Origin of the sequence: Chryseobacterium contaminans, assembly GCF_001684955.1 — a bacterium.
GTDB lineage: Bacteria > Bacteroidota > Bacteroidia > Flavobacteriales > Weeksellaceae > Chryseobacterium > Chryseobacterium contaminans.
The window spans coordinates 1-18,173 of record NZ_MAYF01000338.1; the positions used below are offsets into that span (position 1 = coordinate 1).

Annotated in this window: 18 protein-coding genes; 4 read left to right on the forward strand and 14 right to left on the reverse strand. The window is 35.4% G+C overall.

The genetic code is table 11. From position 1 onward, the window contains the following. Both BBH99_RS19105 and BBH99_RS19110 read left to right on the forward strand, forming a co-directional pair. A partial coding sequence (locus BBH99_RS19105; RefSeq protein ID WP_228390850.1) for a carboxypeptidase-like regulatory domain-containing protein occupies window positions 1-690 on the forward strand: 690 nt, incomplete at its 5' end. 116 nt (window positions 691-806) lie between these two features. Beyond that, complete coding sequence (locus BBH99_RS19110; protein WP_066699575.1) at window positions 807-1,541, forward strand: SIMPL domain-containing protein; 735 nt, start codon at window positions 807-809, stop codon at window positions 1,539-1,541. 123 nt (window positions 1,542-1,664) lie between these two features. Here BBH99_RS19110 and BBH99_RS19115 read toward each other — a convergent pair whose 3' ends face one another. From BBH99_RS19115 to BBH99_RS19135, 5 genes are read right to left on the reverse strand one after another with little or no spacing between them, the layout of a single operon-like run. Next, on the reverse strand, window positions 1,665-2,177 hold the full coding sequence (locus BBH99_RS19115; protein WP_066699578.1) for a GNAT family N-acetyltransferase: 513 nt from the start codon (window positions 2,175-2,177) through the stop codon (window positions 1,665-1,667). 2 nt (window positions 2,178-2,179) lie between these two features. Continuing rightward, the gene (locus BBH99_RS19120; protein WP_027373948.1) at window positions 2,180-2,401 is read right to left on the reverse strand and encodes a PspC family transcriptional regulator; all 222 of its coding nucleotides are present in this window, start codon (window positions 2,399-2,401) and stop codon (window positions 2,180-2,182) included. A 1-nt stretch (window position 2,402) separates the two neighbouring features. Next, window positions 2,403-3,662, reverse strand: coding sequence for a DUF2851 family protein (locus tag BBH99_RS19125; RefSeq protein WP_066699582.1), 1,260 nt, complete (start codon window positions 3,660-3,662; stop codon window positions 2,403-2,405). 27 nt (window positions 3,663-3,689) lie between these two features. Next, window positions 3,690-4,838 (reverse strand): N-acetyl-alpha-D-glucosaminyl L-malate synthase BshA, encoded by a 1,149-nt coding sequence (bshA, locus tag BBH99_RS19130; protein ID WP_066699585.1) that lies wholly within the window; start codon window positions 4,836-4,838, stop codon window positions 3,690-3,692. Between the two features lie 26 nt (window positions 4,839-4,864). Beyond that, the gene (locus tag BBH99_RS19135) at window positions 4,865-6,568 is read right to left on the reverse strand and encodes a glycoside hydrolase family 3 protein (protein WP_066699588.1); all 1,704 of its coding nucleotides are present in this window, start codon (window positions 6,566-6,568) and stop codon (window positions 4,865-4,867) included. A 116-nt stretch (window positions 6,569-6,684) separates the two neighbouring features. Between BBH99_RS19135 and BBH99_RS19140 the strand changes: the two genes are divergently transcribed. Next, window positions 6,685-7,239 carry a hypothetical protein gene (locus BBH99_RS19140; protein WP_066699595.1) on the forward strand — a complete coding sequence of 185 codons (555 nt, stop codon included), beginning with the start codon at window positions 6,685-6,687 and terminating at the stop codon, window positions 7,237-7,239. A 388-nt stretch (window positions 7,240-7,627) separates the two neighbouring features. On the opposite strand, the gene ribA is transcribed toward BBH99_RS19140, so the two are convergent. From ribA to BBH99_RS19180, 8 genes are all read right to left on the reverse strand, one after another. Continuing rightward, window positions 7,628-8,224, reverse strand: coding sequence for a GTP cyclohydrolase II (gene ribA / locus BBH99_RS19145; protein ID WP_066699598.1), 597 nt, complete (start codon window positions 8,222-8,224; stop codon window positions 7,628-7,630). 18 nt (window positions 8,225-8,242) lie between these two features. Further along, window positions 8,243-8,701, reverse strand: a complete 459-nt coding sequence (locus tag BBH99_RS19150; protein ID WP_066699600.1) for a hypothetical protein — start codon at window positions 8,699-8,701, stop codon at window positions 8,243-8,245. Continuing rightward, a complete protein-coding gene (locus tag BBH99_RS19155) occupies window positions 8,698-9,312 on the reverse strand; it encodes a DUF4254 domain-containing protein (RefSeq protein WP_066699602.1) in 615 nt (204 codons plus the stop codon). Before BBH99_RS19155 ends, BBH99_RS19150 begins: the two co-directional genes overlap by 4 nt. Window positions 9,313-9,327: 15 nt before the next feature. Next, a complete protein-coding gene (locus tag BBH99_RS19160; protein WP_066699604.1) occupies window positions 9,328-9,540 on the reverse strand; it encodes a twin-arginine translocase TatA/TatE family subunit in 213 nt (70 codons plus the stop codon). A gap of 31 nt (window positions 9,541-9,571) precedes the next feature. After that, complete coding sequence (locus BBH99_RS19165; protein WP_066699606.1) at window positions 9,572-11,134, reverse strand: peptidoglycan DD-metalloendopeptidase family protein; 1,563 nt, start codon at window positions 11,132-11,134, stop codon at window positions 9,572-9,574. Continuing rightward, window positions 11,131-11,976 (reverse strand): DUF4292 domain-containing protein, encoded by an 846-nt coding sequence (locus BBH99_RS19170; protein WP_066699608.1) that lies wholly within the window; start codon window positions 11,974-11,976, stop codon window positions 11,131-11,133. Before BBH99_RS19170 ends, BBH99_RS19165 begins: the two co-directional genes overlap by 4 nt. A gap of 113 nt (window positions 11,977-12,089) precedes the next feature. Beyond that, on the reverse strand, window positions 12,090-13,106 hold the full coding sequence (locus tag BBH99_RS19175; protein WP_066699611.1) for a sugar phosphate nucleotidyltransferase: 1,017 nt from the start codon (window positions 13,104-13,106) through the stop codon (window positions 12,090-12,092). Window positions 13,107-13,254: 148 nt separating this feature from the next. Beyond that, window positions 13,255-14,682, reverse strand: a complete 1,428-nt coding sequence (locus BBH99_RS19180; protein ID WP_066699613.1) for a lipopolysaccharide biosynthesis protein — start codon at window positions 14,680-14,682, stop codon at window positions 13,255-13,257. Window positions 14,683-14,886: 204 nt separating this feature from the next. On the opposite strand from BBH99_RS19180, the gene BBH99_RS19185 reads away from it, so the two are divergent. Continuing rightward, window positions 14,887-16,224, forward strand: coding sequence for a dihydroorotase (locus BBH99_RS19185; protein ID WP_066699615.1), 1,338 nt, complete (start codon window positions 14,887-14,889; stop codon window positions 16,222-16,224). Window positions 16,225-16,417: 193 nt separating this feature from the next. Here the strand turns inward: BBH99_RS19185 and BBH99_RS19190 are convergent. Then, window positions 16,418-18,173 (reverse strand): GH92 family glycosyl hydrolase (locus BBH99_RS19190; RefSeq protein WP_066699617.1); only part of this gene is annotated, 1,756 nt, incomplete at its 5' end.

The window sequence follows — 18,173 nt, forward strand, 5'->3', positions numbered from 1 at the left end:
ACGGTAACAGGAAGAATTATGGATGATAATGGTGAAAGTTTGAAAGCTGTAACCATTGTTAATATGTCTACGGATAAAAAAGCTTATTCCGATTCACAAGGGATTTTCTCCATTGAAGCTAATCCTAACGATGAGCTGAGGTTTGTAAAAGAAGATTTCAGGAGAGTTTCCAGGCGGGTTCTTACGGATGGAATTAATCCGCAATTGTTAATTACGCTCTTTCAGATTCCCAAAGATGTTGGAGAAGTAAAAATTGTAAAAAAGCTTTCGGGTGATTTGGAACAAGACTCTAGAATCGTTACAAAAGTAGATAAAGGAGAACAGGTAAAACAGGCGGTAGGCCTTCCGGAGCCTGTTGGCAAAATGAGGGAAAAGCCGGCAGAAGTGAAAAGTGTTCTTTTACCTATGTTACTGGGAAATCTTAATGTGCAGGGAGTTTATGATCTGATAAGCGGTAAGGCAAGAAAGCAAAAAAGGCAATACAGATATGATGACCTGCAGGAACATATTGCCTGGGTTCGAGGCAGGGTAGAAGATGATTATTTTGTCAAGGCAGGAATTCCCGCAGATAAAATCTCTGAATTTATTGAGTTTTCATTTGCCGCGAAGCCTCAGGTTGACGTATGTAAAAGCCAGAAATCTGTCAGGAGCCTTATTGAGAATGGAAGAAGTTATCCCGGTTTTTATTGAAAGGCTAAATAACAGGCATAAATAAATTAGGGGATGTGAAGTGTTAATAAAATCTTAAAATAGTGGAACAGAAATTGCTGTAATGATCTCATAATCAAATCAAATTCACAAAAATTATGTATAAAAATATTATTGCAGTGGCGGTGGGTGCTTTGGGATTTGTCCTTGGCCTTGGCTTTTTGGGCAATGCAATCAAAAACAGAAATAAATCTGATAATACCATTTCTGTGACAGGATTGGGGACCAAGCACTTTACTTCTGATTTGATTACCTGGTCCGGAAGCTTTTCTAAGAATAATTCCGATCTGAAATCAGCTTATGATGAATTAGCTCTGGACAGAAAAGTGATTAATGATTACCTGATTTCAAAGGGAATAAAACAGAATGAGATTGTATTTTCTTCTGTAGATATTCAGAAGCAATTCAGAAGTTATAATGATTCTAATGGGAATTATGTACAGGGAGAGTTTTCTGGCTATAATCTTACTCAAAACGTATCAATAGAAAGTAAGGAAGTAGGCAAAATCGAAAATCTTTCCAGAAATATTACTGAAATTATTAACCGCGGTATTGAATTTACTTCTTCGTCACCTTCCTATTTTTATACAAAACTGGCTACAGTAAAGCAGGAAATGATTGCCACCGCTACAAAAGATGCAAAAGAAAGAGCTGAAAAAATCGCAGAAAACTCTGGAAGCAGCTTAGGAAGTCTTAAAAAAGCAACGATGGGGGTTATTCAGATCACAGCTCCCAACTCAAACGAGGATTATTCTTACGGTGGAACATTCAATACCTCTTCCAAAGAAAAAGAAGCAAGCATCACTATAAAACTTGAATACGAAGTAAATTAACCGTGATAAAAAAATAAAGCGCAAACATCTGTGAAATCTTCGAAATCTGTGGTTCACTTTCTTATTCAATTAGCTTTTTTGTTTTCAAAAAAAATAACGCCGGAAATACTCCGGCGTTCTATATTAAGGATAAACAATATCGCAAATTTCAGTTTTAATCTCCTCTACATTTCTAGGTGAATAATTGGCCAGCAACCATAAATTCAGAGACTGTTTCCCTTCTCCATAGCTTGGCTGTATATAAGTAGTATCAATCAGGCCGAAGTTATTTCTTTGGTAGAAAGAATAGCGTCTTTTAGCATCATCATTCAGGTCTTCAGGTTCAATTTCAAGAATGATCCTTGGATAGTTTTCCAATAAATGCTGCATAATATGAGATCCTAGTTTTTTGCTTCTGAAAGTTTCAAATACTTCAAAATGTTCTACAAAAACAAAAGAGCTCAATTCCCATAAGATGAGGTAGCCTATGGCTTCAGATTCATGAAGTATAGACATGAATTTAACATTTGGATTTGAAAATAGCTCCAAAAATTGTTTTTGATCTCTTTGTTCGTCTATAGGAAAAGTATTGGTATAAGACACATAGATTCCCTGAACTCTATGATCTTCAGCGGATGTAATAGGTAAAAATTCCATAATTATAAATCAAAGACACTTGGCCTTCTTGTGATGAAAATATCTTTAATCCACAAAGTAAATGCCAAACCCAGATAGATCAGAAAGAAAAAACCGGCTGTAGCAAACGTAGAGTAGATGAAGAAGATCCTTAATTTGGAAACGGGAATTCCTAGCTTGGCGCCCATCCTAGTTAGTACACCAAACCATTCTCTCTCCATTTTATGACGGATATTACTCAGCATTTCAAGATTCTTTTAAAAGTTTAAATCCAATACTGCAAGTTAAGCAATTTTTTTCGTCACATGAATTTTTATAGTGATAAATCAGACTCTGGCTTTCTTGGGCATTGGTTATAGATACTCCAAGATTTTTCCAATTCAGGGTTATTGAATTTTTTTCAGCGGGAATTTTCTGATAGAATTCCATAATCTTATCCGCAATTTCTTCACTGTGATATTTATGGTAAGTATATTTTAAAGGAAGAATGGTATTTAGAATGAGGAGGTCCATAAAATCCTTACTCAAAGTTTTAGGCTGTACTTTGGAAATGGTTCCGAAATTAAAATGACAATCCCAGTATTCCGAAGCTTTTACAGATTTGAAAATATCATACAGTTCCTCAATTCGTTCTGCTTCCATAATTTTTGAAAATAGATTTTGTTGCCGATAGAGATCAGCCAGCTGAGATAAACGTATTGTTGGAAAATTCGGAGGCCTCAATCTTAAAAATTTAGGATGAAATATCAGGTCCGGAAGTTTGAACTTTGCTTTAAGAAAATCAAATTCCCGCTTCCATATTTTCATTTGTCCATCCCTTGGAGTTACGAGCCATCCTGAAATTCCAAACAAGAGTGCTTCAAGCTGCAATGTGTTTTGTCGGATCTTATTGATAATACTGTAATCCACACTTTCAGCAATCTGTCTGAAAATATGAGCATTCACTTTTAATCCGAAAGAATAAGCAAGGCTGTGGAATAAAACGGCTTCAAAATTATTTTTATAAATAACTAAACTTTGTTCAAGCTCAACAGATTTTTCTTCCAGCTTTTTCAGAATATTTCCTTCATGAAAATTGATGGGAATTTTATCTTTGTTAAAAATATTCTCACAGGGAATAAACTGATTTCCGTTGATTAATCTTTCGTATTTCCAGATTATACTTTCGTCAATATAATGTTTCAGTTCGAGGGTAGGAACTTTCTGATCTGAAAGTTCGTTAATTTCAGTGTCATGCTGAAAAACAACGTGAAGAATAATGTTTTGATAATTCGGGTCCTGAGAATGATTGTGGAAAATCCAGTCCGAAGAACGGATATGCAGTTCTATATTTCCGGCAAGAACCACATTGTTGATTTTGATTTTTGAATCGAGAAAATCCGGGCCGGCATCTTTGTTCCATTTCCCGAATTGTATAATTTCAACGGAATTTCCTTCAATATCCTTGAAGTCAAAATATTTGAAAACTTTATAGTTCCAAAGATATTGAAGTAATTTTTCCGTCATAGTGTGACGATAAATATAATAGAAATATTATACTTTCGTCAACTCCTTTTTAAAATTTTCGATAGTTGTTCTATACATTTTCTCATATATAGGAAGAATGTTTTTCAGATCGAATTTTATAGCCTGTTCTTTCGCATTTTCTTTCATTTTGGTTAAAAGATCTTCATTGCTTAGCAACTTAATAGTATAGTTACTCATGGCCTCTACATTCCCGATTTCTGCTAAATATCCTGTTTCTCCCTGAATATTCACTTCAGGAATTCCTCCTGCATTGGAACTGATAACCGGAGTATACGCTGCCATTGCTTCCAATGCCGCCAGACCAAAGCTTTCCTGTTCTGAAGGAAGTAAAAATACATCAGAAAGCTGAAGAATTTTATAAAGATCATTTACTTTCCCCAGAAGACGGATTTTGGAAATAAGATCCGGGTTTTCTTCAAGGAACTGATTCACTTTTTCCATATCAGGACCTTCACCAATGATGATAAGTTTGGATTTTACCTTTTTCTCAACATTTTTAAAGATCTGCAGCACTTCATCCACACGTTTTACAGGACGAAGATTCGATACGTGGATCAGGATTTTCTCATCAGGATTTGCAAACTGAGTTCTCTGGCATTCCGTGCAGTCATCAAATTCAGAATTATCAATAAAGTTGGTGATCACCTGGATCTCTTTTTTGATATTGAAAAACTGAAGAGTATCTTTTTTCAGACTTTCAGAAACAGAAGTAATGGCATCTGACTGGTTGATAGAAAACTCTACTGCATGTTTATAGCTCGGATGCTGTCCTACAAGAGTAATATCCGTTCCGTGAAGAGTCGTCACCAAAGGAATATCATTATTGTCTTCCTGTAGCATTTGTTTCGCTGTAAATGCAGCATATGCATAAGGAATAGCATAATGAGCATGTAGCAGATCCAGTTTATATAGATTGACAACCCTGTAGATCATAGAACTTAACGCAATATCATAAGGCTGATATTGGAAAAGCGGATACGTCTGAACATTGACCCTGTGAAAGAAAATATTCGGATTGGTAATGTCTAATCTCGCAGGAAGAGCAGAGCTGATGAAATGTACTTCATATCCTTTATTGGCAAGAGACATTCCCAGTTCTGTTGCTACAATTCCGCTTCCACCATAGGTTGGATAGCAAAGTATGCCTATTTTCATTAGATTATCGTTGTTTTGATGTTGTTTTATTTTGTGCTCACCGGGGAGACAGGATTAAGATCTATACCCATTCCCGGCTTTAGCTGATCGTTTACCACTACAGGAAGCCTGCCCCAGATCTTTGTTTTTCCGTTTAAAGCATCTGCTGTGGCATTCATAGAATCGTCATTGTTTTCATATGATACCAAAACCGTTGAAACTTTAGACAGATCAATATCTTTTAAAGCATAAGCACTTCCGAATACATTAAGAATGACGTTCTGATTTTTAGTAAGATCAGCAAGTACTTTTTTAGATTCTGAAGATATTTTATACGGTTTATAAGCTGTTGAATTATCCTTATGGAAACCTACAATTACTGTAGATCCTTCAGGAATGGTATTGATCTCACTTGATTTTTTAATGATAATATTAGATCCCATTCTATTGGCGAATGTCTGGTAAGGAGCCTCTTCTAAAGGTACATAATAAACCTGTTTTCCAGCTAAAGGGAGCAGTTTCTTTTCATCCTTTAATAATGTTAGTGCATTGGAATAAAGATTCTGTACCAACGTTTTATGAGACTCATTATTCAGATCGGTATTAATATTCTCCGGATTTTTGGGTGAGTATTGAGTAAGTCCTAAGAAATATTTTGTCAATAAAATTTTCTTTACACTTTCCTCTACTCTGGATTGAGAGATTTCTTTACTGTCAATAGCTTTCTGAATTAGCTTTTTACCTTCGGAAACCCCCTGAGAGAAAAGCATAATATCATTTCCTGCTTTAAATGCCAGGGCATCTAGCTCTCCAGGTTTGTATTTGTTAGCAACAGCACCCATATTTAAGGCATCGGTGATAATTAATCCTTTATAACCCAGTTTATCCTTCAATAATCCGGTGATGATATTTTTAGACACAGAAGCAGGAATACCTTTTGCAGATTCTAAGCTTGGAACATATAAGTGAGCCACCATAACCCCACCAATACCTTTATCCATTAAAGCTTTAAATGGTGCTAATTCTGTAGCATTAAGTCTTTCCATATTATGAGGAACCACCGGAAGATCAAGGTGAGAATCTGTGCTTGTATCACCGTGACCCGGGAAATGCTTAATGGCGGCTAATATATTATTATCCTGAAGTCCGTTAGAATAGGATAGGGCAGAATTAATAACATTATCCACTTCAGAACCAAAACTTCTGTTACCGATGATAGGGTTGTTCGGATTGGTATTTACATCCACTACCGGAGCAAAATCCCAGTTGACTCCCATTCTGTGACAGTCTTCTGCAATTTTAGCAGACATCTGATAGATTAAATTTTTATCCTGAATTGCCCCTAAAGTCATTGCCCATGGGAATTTATGTGCCGTTGCAATTCTCTGGAATAAGCCCCACTCAGCATCCATTCCGATCATCAAAGGAACTTTGGATTTCTGCTGGAATTCATTAACAAGATTGATTTCTCTTGCAGCATCATCCTGCATCAGGATTAAGCCTCCGATTTTATCATTAGTAACAATATTTCTTACCTGATTGATATAATCTTCTCCTTTATTGGTATAAAGAGCAACAATAAAAAGCTGCCCCAGTTTTTCATCCTGTGAAAGATTTTTATACGTTTTTTCAACCCATTGCTGAGCCTTTTTCAGATCATCTGCGGATGCATTTTTAGGTTTATACTGGGCATTAACCTTAGGACTGATCAATGCTGCAATAAAGAGTGAAGTATATAATAATTTCTTCATGACTTTTTGAATAAGAACAAAAATACAATTAAAAAAATTGACAAAAACAAAGATTTTGAAATTTTTGGTATATGATTTGAATACGCAATATAAATAATAACTAAACATTTATAGAAATGAGAAAAATTCTTCCACTTATATTATTAGCCGGTTTAGGATTCTTAACATATAGCTGCGATAACAGTAACGATGATCCGGTTGTGGTAAATCCGGGAAAGGATAATGATACTTTTCCAATTATGATGGATGCAACTGGAGCGTTTACAGCTGCAAACAATTATACGTTAACAGCTGATATTAATATTCAAGCTACTGATGTAGTTCTTGTATATAGAAAAGAAGGTAATATGTGGCAACAAATTCCTAAAACCTATTATATTGATGATGTAACTGGTTTACCAACAAATAGAGAACTAGATTATAACTTTAAGTTCAATAGTAGTGAGGTAAATGTTGAAACAAAAGCAAATTTTAATCAGGGAACACAAATGACATCTGCAGAAACAGCTAAATATTTGAACAATCAAACGTTCAGAATTGTATTGGTACCTGCTGACCCTGCTAAAAAAACAGCAAAAGCAAGTAATAGCGTTGACTTTAGTGATTATAATGCAGTAGTTAAGTATTATAACATTGATGAATCTAAAGTTCAAACAATCAATGCTCACTAATTAAGAAATATCTTTTCAGTTTTTTATAATTAAAAAAGCTCCGGGAGTTCTCTTCCGGGGCTTTTGATTTTAGAATAAAGAAGTAAGAGAGATTTGATAAAAACGTTTTAAAGGGCAGAGATCATTATCAAAAGCTGAGAGTTGCCATAATCAAACCTGTTAGGTTTATACAATCACTCAAAAATCAATAACAAACCTTTTTAATACATTTTACTTTTTCTCAGTTAGAATTATTGCTAAAAGAAATTGTACCATATTCAATTTGATTATTCTTTCCAACTTTAACACTGACCTGAAAATACAGTTTATGAGGTCGTTACTGTTACTATCTGTAGAAAATATCCCCAATAAAAAAGCTTCAGAATTCATTCTGAAGCTTGTATTTTATCTAGTTATCATTGTCATCAAGCAGATGTCCAAAGAAATCTTTTTTTGTTTTTAAATAGCCTTTACTAATTTCGTTAGCCGGAATTTGTAGCGGAATTCTTGAATTGAGATGAACATTGCTGTCTACCACATATTTTACCTTTTCAGGATTATTGGTCAGAAGATTGACGTCTTTTACATCCAACAGGTTAAGAATTTCGATAGCTACTCCAAAATTTCTGTCATCTGCAGGAAGTCCAAGTTCAAGATTAGCCTGTACTGTATCAAGTCCTTTTTCCTGTAATGAATATGCCTTTAATTTATTGATAATTCCAATATTGCGGCCTTCCTGACGAAGGTAAACAATAATACCACCGTTTTCGTGGATGTATTTCATGGCTGCATCCAATTGCTGGCCGCATTCACATTTTTTTGAATGGAAAACTTCTCCGGTAATACATTCGGAATGGAAACGGACATTAACAGGTTTTGAAAAATCTGTATTGTCTGCGATGATGGCCATATGAGGCATCCAGTCGTTTTCATTTTCGGAGAAAGCGATCATTCGGAAATTGCCGTGTTCTGTAGGAACATTGGCTTCCGCCTGAATTTTAATCATTGATAGTTCAATTAGTTTTTAACTTCCTGGTAAAGCATCTTCAATTACAGAAATATTGGTTTTTAAACGTACCAAGTATCTGTTAAGAACTTCATCATCATCTTTTTCAAGGCTTTGTCTTTGCTTTTGAATCTTTTTATATGATTTTTCGAAGCTTTTCAACGCTCTGCTTTTACCTGTAGAATTATTGGCATCAATAGCATATAAATAATTCTGAAGACTGTATTTCAAACTTGTGATCTCATCGTTAAGCCCATTGTTTTTGAACTTAGGGAAAGTAGAGATGATATTTGAAATCTCAGAAGCATTTACGTTTTCTTTGATATTGATATTAAAACTCTTCTTTGAGCCTCTATCAGAATCAGAGCCTTTTGTATCGCTATAAAAGTTGTTTGACAGCGGAGAAAGGTTAAGCTTTTCCGTTGCACAGGAAGATGTTAATATTAGTAATACTCCAAAAAAAACTAGTCTTTTCATTTTTGTTGCCCTTTTTGATAAAGGATTGGGTTAAGACTTTCATCGTTATACATTTTCATTTGTTTGTATACTTTCATCTTAACATTACCGTTTTCAATATCAGCAAGCAACTGATCTATAGAAGTTGATAGGTCTTCTTTCTGAGTAAGCAAAACATCCAGTTTAGCCTGGCAATTGTTTCTGTGTTCTTCAGAAGCGGATTCTCTATTGGCTTCTAATGACATATGATAAACCTTTAAGGCAAGAATTGATAATCTGTCTACTGCCCATGCGGGAGTTTCCGTATTTATCTTTGCTTCAGGTTTAGGAGTTATATTTTCAAACTTATTAAGGAACCAGCTGTCAATATATTCTACCAGATCAGTTCTTTTCTGATTGGAGGCGTCTATTGTTCTCTTCAGTTGAAGGGCCTCAGCCGGATCAATATTTTCATCTCTAATAATATCTTCCAGATGCCATTGAACGGTATCAATCCAGTTCTTTGCATACAAAATCCGTTCCAAACTATCTTTTTCGAACGGGTTATTAATTAGAGTGTTAACGTCATCAGACACGTGATAGTCTTCAATAGATTGATTGAAGACTTTCCATGCAGTCTCAGTAAATTTCATTAATTCTAAGGAATTTTAGTTGCTTGAAGAATTATTGTTTGTTGAAGACGATTTGTTTTCAGAACCTGGTTTATCTTCTTCTTTTACCGCATCTTTAAATTCTTTGATTCCTGAACCTACACCTCTCATAAGTTCCGGAATTTTCTTTCCTCCAAAAAGCAATACTAAAAGTATAGCTACGATAAGGATATGTTGCCAAGATAAGGCAAGTATTGTTAGTGTATTCATCTCTTAAAATTTTTGCAAAGTTACACTTTTTTTAATATGAAATCCAACCTAGTGGATCAACTGGAGTACTTCCGTTCCATACTTGGAAATCAAGGGTATAGGCGCCATCAAAATCCTGGGCTACAGTTCCTACTGGGGTTCCAGCAGAAACCTGCTGTCCTTTGGAAACACTTACTCCTCCTAAGTTGGAATAAATGGTAAAGTAACTTCCATGTTTAATGATTACGGTTTTTGTACCGTCATTGTTTGCCAGTACTGAAGATACAGATCCCGGATATACTGATTTTGCACGCGTACCTGATGGTACAGAAATCTTAATACCGTTATTTTCTTCCGTAATGTTTTTGAAAACCGGGTGTGGTTGTCTTCCGAAACGGTGAGTAATACGTCCGGCTCTGTCTGCCGGATATCCTAACCTTCCTCGGCTTTCTGCAAAACTGCTTCCTGCGGAGGTAGTAACTCCATAGTTTGTCATAGCTTTTGACTCAGCGGCTTTTTTGTCTTCTTCTTTTCTCTTGGCAAGTGCTAATTCGGCAGCTCTTGCTGCAGCCAGTTTATCAGCCGCTTCTCTGGCTTTAGCTGCGGCCTCATCTGACGCCTTTTTAGCTGCCAGCTTTCTTGCTTCGTCTCTCGCATTAGCTTCTGCTCTTGCTGCCTCTTCATTACGCTTTCTTTCTTCTTCCGCTCTTTTTGCTGCCAGTTCAGCTGCTTTTTTAGCTTCAGCTTCAGCTATTCTTCTTTCTCTCTCCAAGGCTTCAGCTCTTGCTTTGGCTTCCGCTTCAATTCTTGCTTTTTCCCTTTCAGCCGCAAGCTTGGCTAAACGTATTTTTTCAGCTTCTGCTTTTCTTCTTGCTTCTTCTTCCGCCTTTGCAATTCTGATCTCTTCAGCAATGATTGCTCTGATCTGTCCTTCAAGCGCTTTGGATTGAACTTGTTTTTGCTTCAGTTCAGCAGTAAGTTTTGCTTCGTTCTTTTTAAATTCAGCTACCAATTGCTCTTTTTGAGCTCTTTCCGCATTAATCGTTGCCAAATCCTTCTGCTGGTTGATCAGAAGATTTTCTTTCTCTTTTACTGAGTTTTGTTTTTGGGCAATTGTTTTTTTGATTTGATTGGCAGCATCAGTAATTTCAGCTGCTTTTTTATCCTGATAATCTGAATATTGCTTTAAATATTGTACTCTTCGGATCGCTTCACCCATGTTTTTAGATGAAAGAATGAAGGTTACTTTGTTCTGTACCCCTTTGTTTTTATAAGCATTTACCAATACCTCAGCATAATTCTTTCTCAAAACAGCCAATTCTTTATTTTGGCGGTTGATCTCAAGTTGTTTCAGATAGATATCGTCTTCAATAAATCTCTTTTCTTTTTGAGTGTTATTATAGACTTTTTCTCTTAAGACTAACTTTTGGTTAACGCTTGTAAGATAGGCTATGGAAAGTTTAGATTCGCTTCTTGTTTTAGCTAAATCCGTATTTATTTGTGCAATTTGTTTTTTAAGTTCGGCATTCTGCTTCTGCAGTTGTTCTTTCTTCTGCTGTCCCTGGTGCAGTCCGAACATAAGAACACCTATTAAAAAGCTAAATTTTTTAATCATTTAATCTCAATTTTCTTATAACTGGATGGTACAGAATAAGGTGTTTCCATCCTCGAAAAGTCAAATTTCGTGTTTTCCAGTAAAATTTGACTAGATTTTGAGCCTTTTATAATTATTTTAACATTTTGCGGGAGGCGAATTCCGTTGTATTCATTCCAGTCACTGTAGGATATTTCAAGTTCATCCGGAGATAAAACATCCTTTAGGTTGACGCTCAATAAATCATAATTGGTGTCATACTGCAGTGCAATTTTATATTCCCTGTTTTTCTCATCGGTTACAATTTTCTGGTTTACATTAGAAACCATTTTATATCCTTGTGCATTTTGAGTAAGTGTAAACTGAGAGTCATTAATCTTTACAAAAGTTCTTCCTAATAGGATTTTTTCAAGAGCTTTATAATCAATGAAATTAACATTCAGTAGATTGTTAAGGTAATCAAAATCGGAATCAATATAGGTTTTACTTGTCTTATCCTGCCCTTTTATTCCTTCAGGAGTTGCAATTCCTCTGGCCACATTCAGGAAAAGAGCTCTTAGATTCATCCAGACCTTTTTGTCATTTTCAATGTAAATGGTTGCATCCAATGTTGGAATAAAACTTCCGGTTTCTACACGAACCTTGCTGTCGATTTTTATTTGTTCAAATTTAGGAGGAATCAATACATGTTCGTAAAAGGTAAGCTTATCTCTTACAGGCTGGTTTGCATCTTTTGGATTATTGCTGTTTTCTGCAGTTTTTATACTGTCTTTAGTATTGCCTGAATCATTTTTTATGGCATTACGGGTTTTACAGGATGATAAAGCAAGAAGCAATAATAGAAATGGGATCCAATTTTTCATGTATTTATCTTTTTTAATTAAAAAAATACGGTGCAATATTAACGCCAAACCACACAAAACATTTTGTGTGGTTTGGTATTATCTTATTTAAGTTAAAAACTTTCTGATTTTATTTATTTGGAAAGGAAATCTAAAACGGAATAGTCTCCTAATGAAATTTCTCTGGCTACTCCAAAATATTGAGCGGAATTACCAATCATAGAATTGGAAAGGTTTCCATGGTTAATTCTTGTGTTTTCCTGAATCAGGGAGTTTTCAATATTAGAATTTACAATAGTTGTATTATTCCCTAATGAAACTCCGGGACCTACTTTAGAATTGGAGATTTTTACATTCTCTCCAATGAAGCATGGTGGGATGATTAATGAATTTTCAATTACTGCAGAAGCAGGATAGTTAGCCATTTCAGCCTTTTCATAGGCAAGGATCTTGCTGTTGGTTTCTACTGTAGCATTTTTGTTCCCACAGTCCATCCAGTCGTTTACTTTCCCTAATGTAAATTTAGCTCCTTTCGCTCTCAGATTCTCAAGAGCCATTGTTAACTGATATTCTCCACCGTTTTTAATATCATTGTCCATGATATAGTTGATTTCATCCATTAGTTTTTCAGCACTGTTGAAGTAATAGATCCCGATAATGGCAAGATCTGAGACAAATGTCTGTGGTTTTTCCACAAAGTCAGTAATAAAACCGTAGTTATCTAATTTTACCACTCCAAAAGCAGATGGATCTTCAACGCTTTTTACCCAGATTACTCCATCTGAGTTTTTATCCAATTGAAAATCTGCGCGGAAAAGAGTATCAGCGAAAGCAATGACAACATTTCCCGTCATGGATTGTTCTGCACATTTAATGGCATGAGCCGTTCCAAGTGGATCATTCTGGTAGTATAAACTTCCTTTTGCTCCCAGTTTTTCGGCAATTTGGATTAAAGATTTTTCAATCTCAGGGCCAAAATCTCCGATAATAAATGCTACCTCTTCAATTTTTTCACCTGCAACTTTAGCAATATCTTCCACTAATCTCTGTACGATAGGTTTACCAGCGATAGGAATAAGTGGCTTTGGAACTGTTAATGTATGTGGACGTAATCTGGAACCACGTCCAGCCATTGGAACAATAATTTTCATAGATGATATAACGATGTTTTTTGTTTAAATGTAGTGTATTTTGGGCTAAATATAATAATTAAAATATTCCTAAAAAGTAATACTTATCACATTTAGCAATTTGCTATGTTTTTTAAAGCTTAGTAATTATCAAAAGAGAGACCAAAGTCTAATTCTTTCTGATTCTTGATACAATCATATTTTTTTCAGAATAGATCAAAACTCCAAGGAAGACTAAGAATAATAAATTACTGGTTACTATATTATAGTTAAGATATTTTACAATGATGAAGCTTAATACTCCAAGTAATAATAGGAAGAAAGACATTTTCTTCATTCTATAAGGGATTGGATAATATTTTTGACCTAAAGTATATGAAATAATCATCATGATGACATATGCTCCGAAGGTTGCCCATGCAGAACCAATCATACTATGATAATAAGATAATGCCAAATAGTTTAATGCAATATTAATACCTGCACCAATCCATGAGATTATAGTTCCTACACTTGTTCTATCGGTTACTTTATACCAGGTAGAAAAGTTATAGTATATTCCGAAACAAAGATTGGCTATAACAATAATAGGAATAATGTCTATTGCAATCCAGTATGATTGATTGGGAATGAAAACATTTTTCAGCCAGGAAATATTGGCAATGATTCCTAAGGCTACAGCACATGCAAAAAAAGCAAAGTATTCTGCTACTTTAGCATAGGTTTTCTTAGCATCACCTTTATCCATTTGCTTAAAAAAGAAGGGCTCAATACCCATTCTGTAGGCTGTAACAAATAACGTCATAAGAACTGCCAACTTATAACAGCCGCCATAAGCTCCTGCTTCTTCGTCTGAAATATGGCTCCTTTGAATGGATTTGTCAAAATTTTCGTTCACCATAAATGCAAGGCCAGCCAGCATCAGTGGGAATGAATATGTAAGCATGCGTTTAAATAGGGAAGTAACGAACTGAAATCTTACTTTCAATATAACAGGGAGTAATAATAAAACCCCTAAAGCGCTTCCTGCCAGATTACTGAAGAAAGGGTAATCTACATTTTGGTTTAAGCCTAACCCTTTTGATACATTTTCTGGAATCCAGAAGAATAATGCAGCTGTAAAGACCGCCTGAAATATAGACTGAAAAACTCTTACTGCTGAATATTTGATAGGCTTATTATGAAAACGAAGCCACGCAAATGGAATAACCAGTAAATTATCAAAGAATGCAATTAATGCAAACCATTTGATATATTGTGGGTTATCATGATATCCTAAATAATTGGCAATAGGCTGATTGAAAAAATAGCATAGTGCCAGGAAGAGGGTAGAGGTTGAGAATAAAAACCAGAATGAAGTATTAAAGGTTTTTTTCTCGTTATCATCTTCTGCAGAGAATCGGAAATAGGCTGTTTCAAAACCGAATGAAAGGATGATATTAACAAATGAAATCCATGCATAAAGCTGGGTGAAAATCGCAAAACCTTCATTGGGAATTTTATAGATCAGAAGTGGATTAAGGATGAATAAAATAATTCTAGGCGCTATGGCCCCCACTCCATAAATAATTGTTTGCCCTAATAATTTCTTATACAATTCGAAAAATTTTATGCAAATGTAAATATTTAGAAATTGATTTGTTATGAGTGGTATTAAAATTCATTCATAAACCTTAATTTTGCTTTTCAGAGAGGTTAAAAGTAAGAGGTTATCCGTTAATTATTGTATTTATTTATCGATTTGAACTGAAAGCTCCTCGTTTTTTATCTCTGATTTCTAATCTAATTTCTAAAAAGTAAAATGAAGACCCTAATCAAGAATGTAAACATCGTAAACGAAGGTAAAATCTTTGAAAACGATATCTTAATAGAAAATGACATTATTTCTAAAATAGCTTCCGATATTTCTGAAGATGCAGATCATATTATTGACGGTACCGGAAAATATCTTCTGCCGGGAGTAATTGATGATCAGGTGCATTTTCGTGAGCCGGGCCTTACGCATAAAGGAGATATTGAAACTGAATCCAGATCAGCTATTGCCGGTGGTGTGACGAGCTTTATCGATCAGCCTAATACAGTTCCCAATGCTGTTACTCAGGAATTATTAGCGGATAAATATGAAATCGCTTCTCAGAAAGCATATGCCAATTATGGTTTTATGATGGGAGGAACCAATGATAATCTTGAGGAAGTGTTAAAAACAAACCCGAGAAATGTTCCGGGAATTAAGTTATTCCTTGGATCTTCTACAGGAAATATGTTGGTGGATAACCCGGAAACACTGGAAAATATTTTCAGTAATACAAAAATGCTGATCGCTGTTCATTGTGAGGATGAAGCTACCATCAGAGCCAATACCCAAAAGTATATGGACGAATATGGAGAAGATATTCCGGTGAAGTTCCATCACTTGATCAGAAGTGAGGAAGCCTGCTATAAATCATCTTCAAAAGCGATTGAGCTGGCACAGAAAACAGGAGCAAGACTTCATGTTTTCCACCTTTCTACTGCTAAAGAAATGGAATTATTCAGAAATGATATTCCTTTAAAGGATAAAAAGATTACGGCTGAGGTATGTGTTCACCACCTTACTTTTACGAATGAGGATTATGATACCAAAGGTGGTTTAATCAAGTGGAACCCAGCTGTGAAAACACAAAAGGATAAAGATGCACTTTGGGAAGCATTGTTAGATGACAGAATTGATGTTATTGCAACAGATCACGCACCTCATACCGCAGAAGAAAAAGATAATGTGTATACAAAATGCCCGTCGGGAGCACCATTGGTTCAGCATTCACTGGTTGTGATGCTGGAAAATTATAAAAATGGTAAGATCTCCCTTGAAAAAATTGTTGAGAAAATGAGTCACAATCCTGCAATTCTTTTCAGAGTGGAAAAGAGAGGATTTGTAAAAGAGGGGTATAAAGCAGATCTTGTTTTAGTAGATTTAAATGCAGACTGGACGGTATCCAAAGACAATTTATTATACAAATGCGGATGGAGCCCATTGGAAGGAATGAATTTCCATTCTAAAGTAACCCACACCTTTGTTAATGGACACTTAGTTTATGATAATGGAAAAATTGCTGAGGAGAAGTTTGGGGAGAGACTACTTTTTGAGGTAAATGAGTAGATCAATGTAAAATTCAATAGAAGCGGGCTTTAGCCCGCTTTTTTTATTTCTGATATTCCATTGGCTTTAGCCAAAACTAATGTTGTGTAGTATTTTTATTTCTCGCAGATCGCACAGATTCCACAGATTTTAAACATAATCATCTGCTTCATCCGCATGATCTGCGAGAAATTATTTAACATTCTAAAAAACTCTATTTTTTAGCTTTATTCCCCATAAGGAAAGTAAGTTTTCCACCATTCATAATATCGGAATGTTTTAATGTGAAGTCTTTAATCTCTTTCCTATTTAAAAGAACCTTCTGTACATATACATTCTGTGGACCTTGATTGATGGCTTCAATTTCAAACGTTTTTCCATTTTCTAAATTTAAAATGGCATTATCAATGGCTGGGCTTCCAATAGAATAATCTTCAGAGCCAGGTGCTACAGGATAAAAGCCTAATGAACTTAAAATATACCAGGCACTCATTTGCCCTGTATCGTCATTTCCTCCTAACCCATCAGGGGTTGCTTTATATTGCATTTCAAGAATATGGCGGATCTGTGACTGGGTTTTCCAGGGCTGGCCTGCCCAATTGTAAAGATAAGCGACATGATGTGCCGGTTCATTTCCGTGAACATAGCCACCAATAATTCCTTCCCTGGTAATATCTTCCGTATCTGCAAAAAACTCATCAGGGAGATGCATGGTGAATAATTCATCCAGCTTTGATGCGAATTTCTTTTTTCCGCCCATCATTGTTATCAGTTCATTAGGATTTTGGGGTACAAAAAAGCTGTAGTTCCATGAATTTCCTTCAATGAATCCCTGTCCGTGGGTGCTTAATACATCAAAGTCTTTTTTGAAACTGCCGTCAGCTAATCGTGGACGCATAAATCCAATGGTTTTATCAAAATTATTTTTCCAGTTTTCAGAACGTTTGATGAATTGATTGTAGATTTCTGTTTCACCCAAATGTTTTGCCAGTTGAGCAATAGCCCAATCATCATATGCATATTCCAGGGTGTTGGAAACTGAAGTTCCATTTTTCTCCGCCGGAATATAACCTGAATCAATATATTGTCCGATACCTTCATAGTCTCTTTTGCTGGCAGTTTCCACACAGGCTTTAAGTGCTTCTTTAGGATCACCATTATAATTTCCTTTGATAATGGCATCTGCAACCACACTCACACTGTGATAGCCGCTCATGCACCAGTTATCATTAGCATAATGCGACCAGATGGGCAACATTTTCATGGAAAATTGATTGTAATGAGCCATCATGGACTTTACCATATCATTATTTCGTTTAGGCTGAATGATATTAAAGAACGGATGAAGTGCCCGATACGTGTCCCAAAGAGAAAATGTAGTATAGTTTGTGAAGTTTTCAGCTTTGTGCGTATTCTGATCCAATCCCTTATATTCTCCGTTTACATCCATATAAGTTGTAGGATTGATGAAGGTATGATACATTGCTGTATAAAAATTGGTCTTTTGAGTTTCAGAGCCTTTAATGACAATTTTATTTAACTCGCTGTTCCAGTTTTCCTGTGCCTTTATTTTGATCTGGTCGAAAGATAAACTTCCGGTTTCCTTCTCGAGGTTTTCCAATGCGTTGGCCTGGCTTACCGGAGAGATAGCGAGTTTTATTTCAATAGATTCATTTTCATTCGTATCAAAGTCAAAATACATTTTTAGATTCTTTCCTGCTATTTCGGGAAAGTTTTTTGTTTGATCGAATTTTCTCCAGAATCCTTTGTATACCTGTTTTTCATCATAACTTTTCTGGCCGTAAGATTTAAACGGTTTTGAGAACTTCAGGGCAAAATAAACAGTTCTTGTTCTTGCCCAGCCATTGGTTTGTCTGTAACCTGTGATGGTGTTACCGTTTTCCACACGAGCATAGGTCCAGATATTTTTTCCGTCATAATTATAGATTCCGGCCATCAGATCTAAAATA

Bases quoted from the DNA above. Each gene is read 5' to 3' on its own strand.
- BBH99_RS19115 (WP_066699578.1), bottom strand. From the start codon at position 2,177: ATGGAATTTTTACCTATTACATCCGCTGAAGATCATAGAGTTCAGGGA.
- BBH99_RS19120 (WP_027373948.1), bottom strand. From the start codon at position 2,401: ATGCTGAGTAATATCCGTCATAAAATGGAGAGAGAATGGTTTGGTGTA.
- ribA (WP_066699598.1), bottom strand. From the start codon at position 8,224: ATGATTAAAATTCAGGCGGAAGCCAATGTTCCTACAGAACACGGCAAT.
- BBH99_RS19155 (WP_066699602.1), bottom strand. From the start codon at position 9,312: ATGAAATTTACTGAGACTGCATGGAAAGTCTTCAATCAATCTATTGAA.
- BBH99_RS19170 (WP_066699608.1), bottom strand. From the start codon at position 11,976: ATGAAAAATTGGATCCCATTTCTATTATTGCTTCTTGCTTTATCATCC.
- BBH99_RS19135 (WP_066699588.1), bottom strand. From the start codon at position 6,568: ATGAAGAAATTATTATATACTTCACTCTTTATTGCAGCATTGATCAGT.
- BBH99_RS19125 (WP_066699582.1), bottom strand. From the start codon at position 3,662: ATGACGGAAAAATTACTTCAATATCTTTGGAACTATAAAGTTTTCAAA.
- BBH99_RS19110 (WP_066699575.1), top strand. From the start codon at position 807: ATGTATAAAAATATTATTGCAGTGGCGGTGGGTGCTTTGGGATTTGTC.
- BBH99_RS19150 (WP_066699600.1), bottom strand. From the start codon at position 8,701: ATGAAAAGACTAGTTTTTTTTGGAGTATTACTAATATTAACATCTTCC.
- BBH99_RS19160 (WP_066699604.1), bottom strand. From the start codon at position 9,540: ATGAATACACTAACAATACTTGCCTTATCTTGGCAACATATCCTTATC.
- BBH99_RS19140 (WP_066699595.1), top strand. From the start codon at position 6,685: ATGAGAAAAATTCTTCCACTTATATTATTAGCCGGTTTAGGATTCTTA.
- BBH99_RS19185 (WP_066699615.1), top strand. From the start codon at position 14,887: ATGAAGACCCTAATCAAGAATGTAAACATCGTAAACGAAGGTAAAATC.
- BBH99_RS19165 (WP_066699606.1), bottom strand. From the start codon at position 11,134: ATGATTAAAAAATTTAGCTTTTTAATAGGTGTTCTTATGTTCGGACTG.
- BBH99_RS19175 (WP_066699611.1), bottom strand. From the start codon at position 13,106: ATGAAAATTATTGTTCCAATGGCTGGACGTGGTTCCAGATTACGTCCA.
- bshA (WP_066699585.1), bottom strand. From the start codon at position 4,838: ATGAAAATAGGCATACTTTGCTATCCAACCTATGGTGGAAGCGGAATT.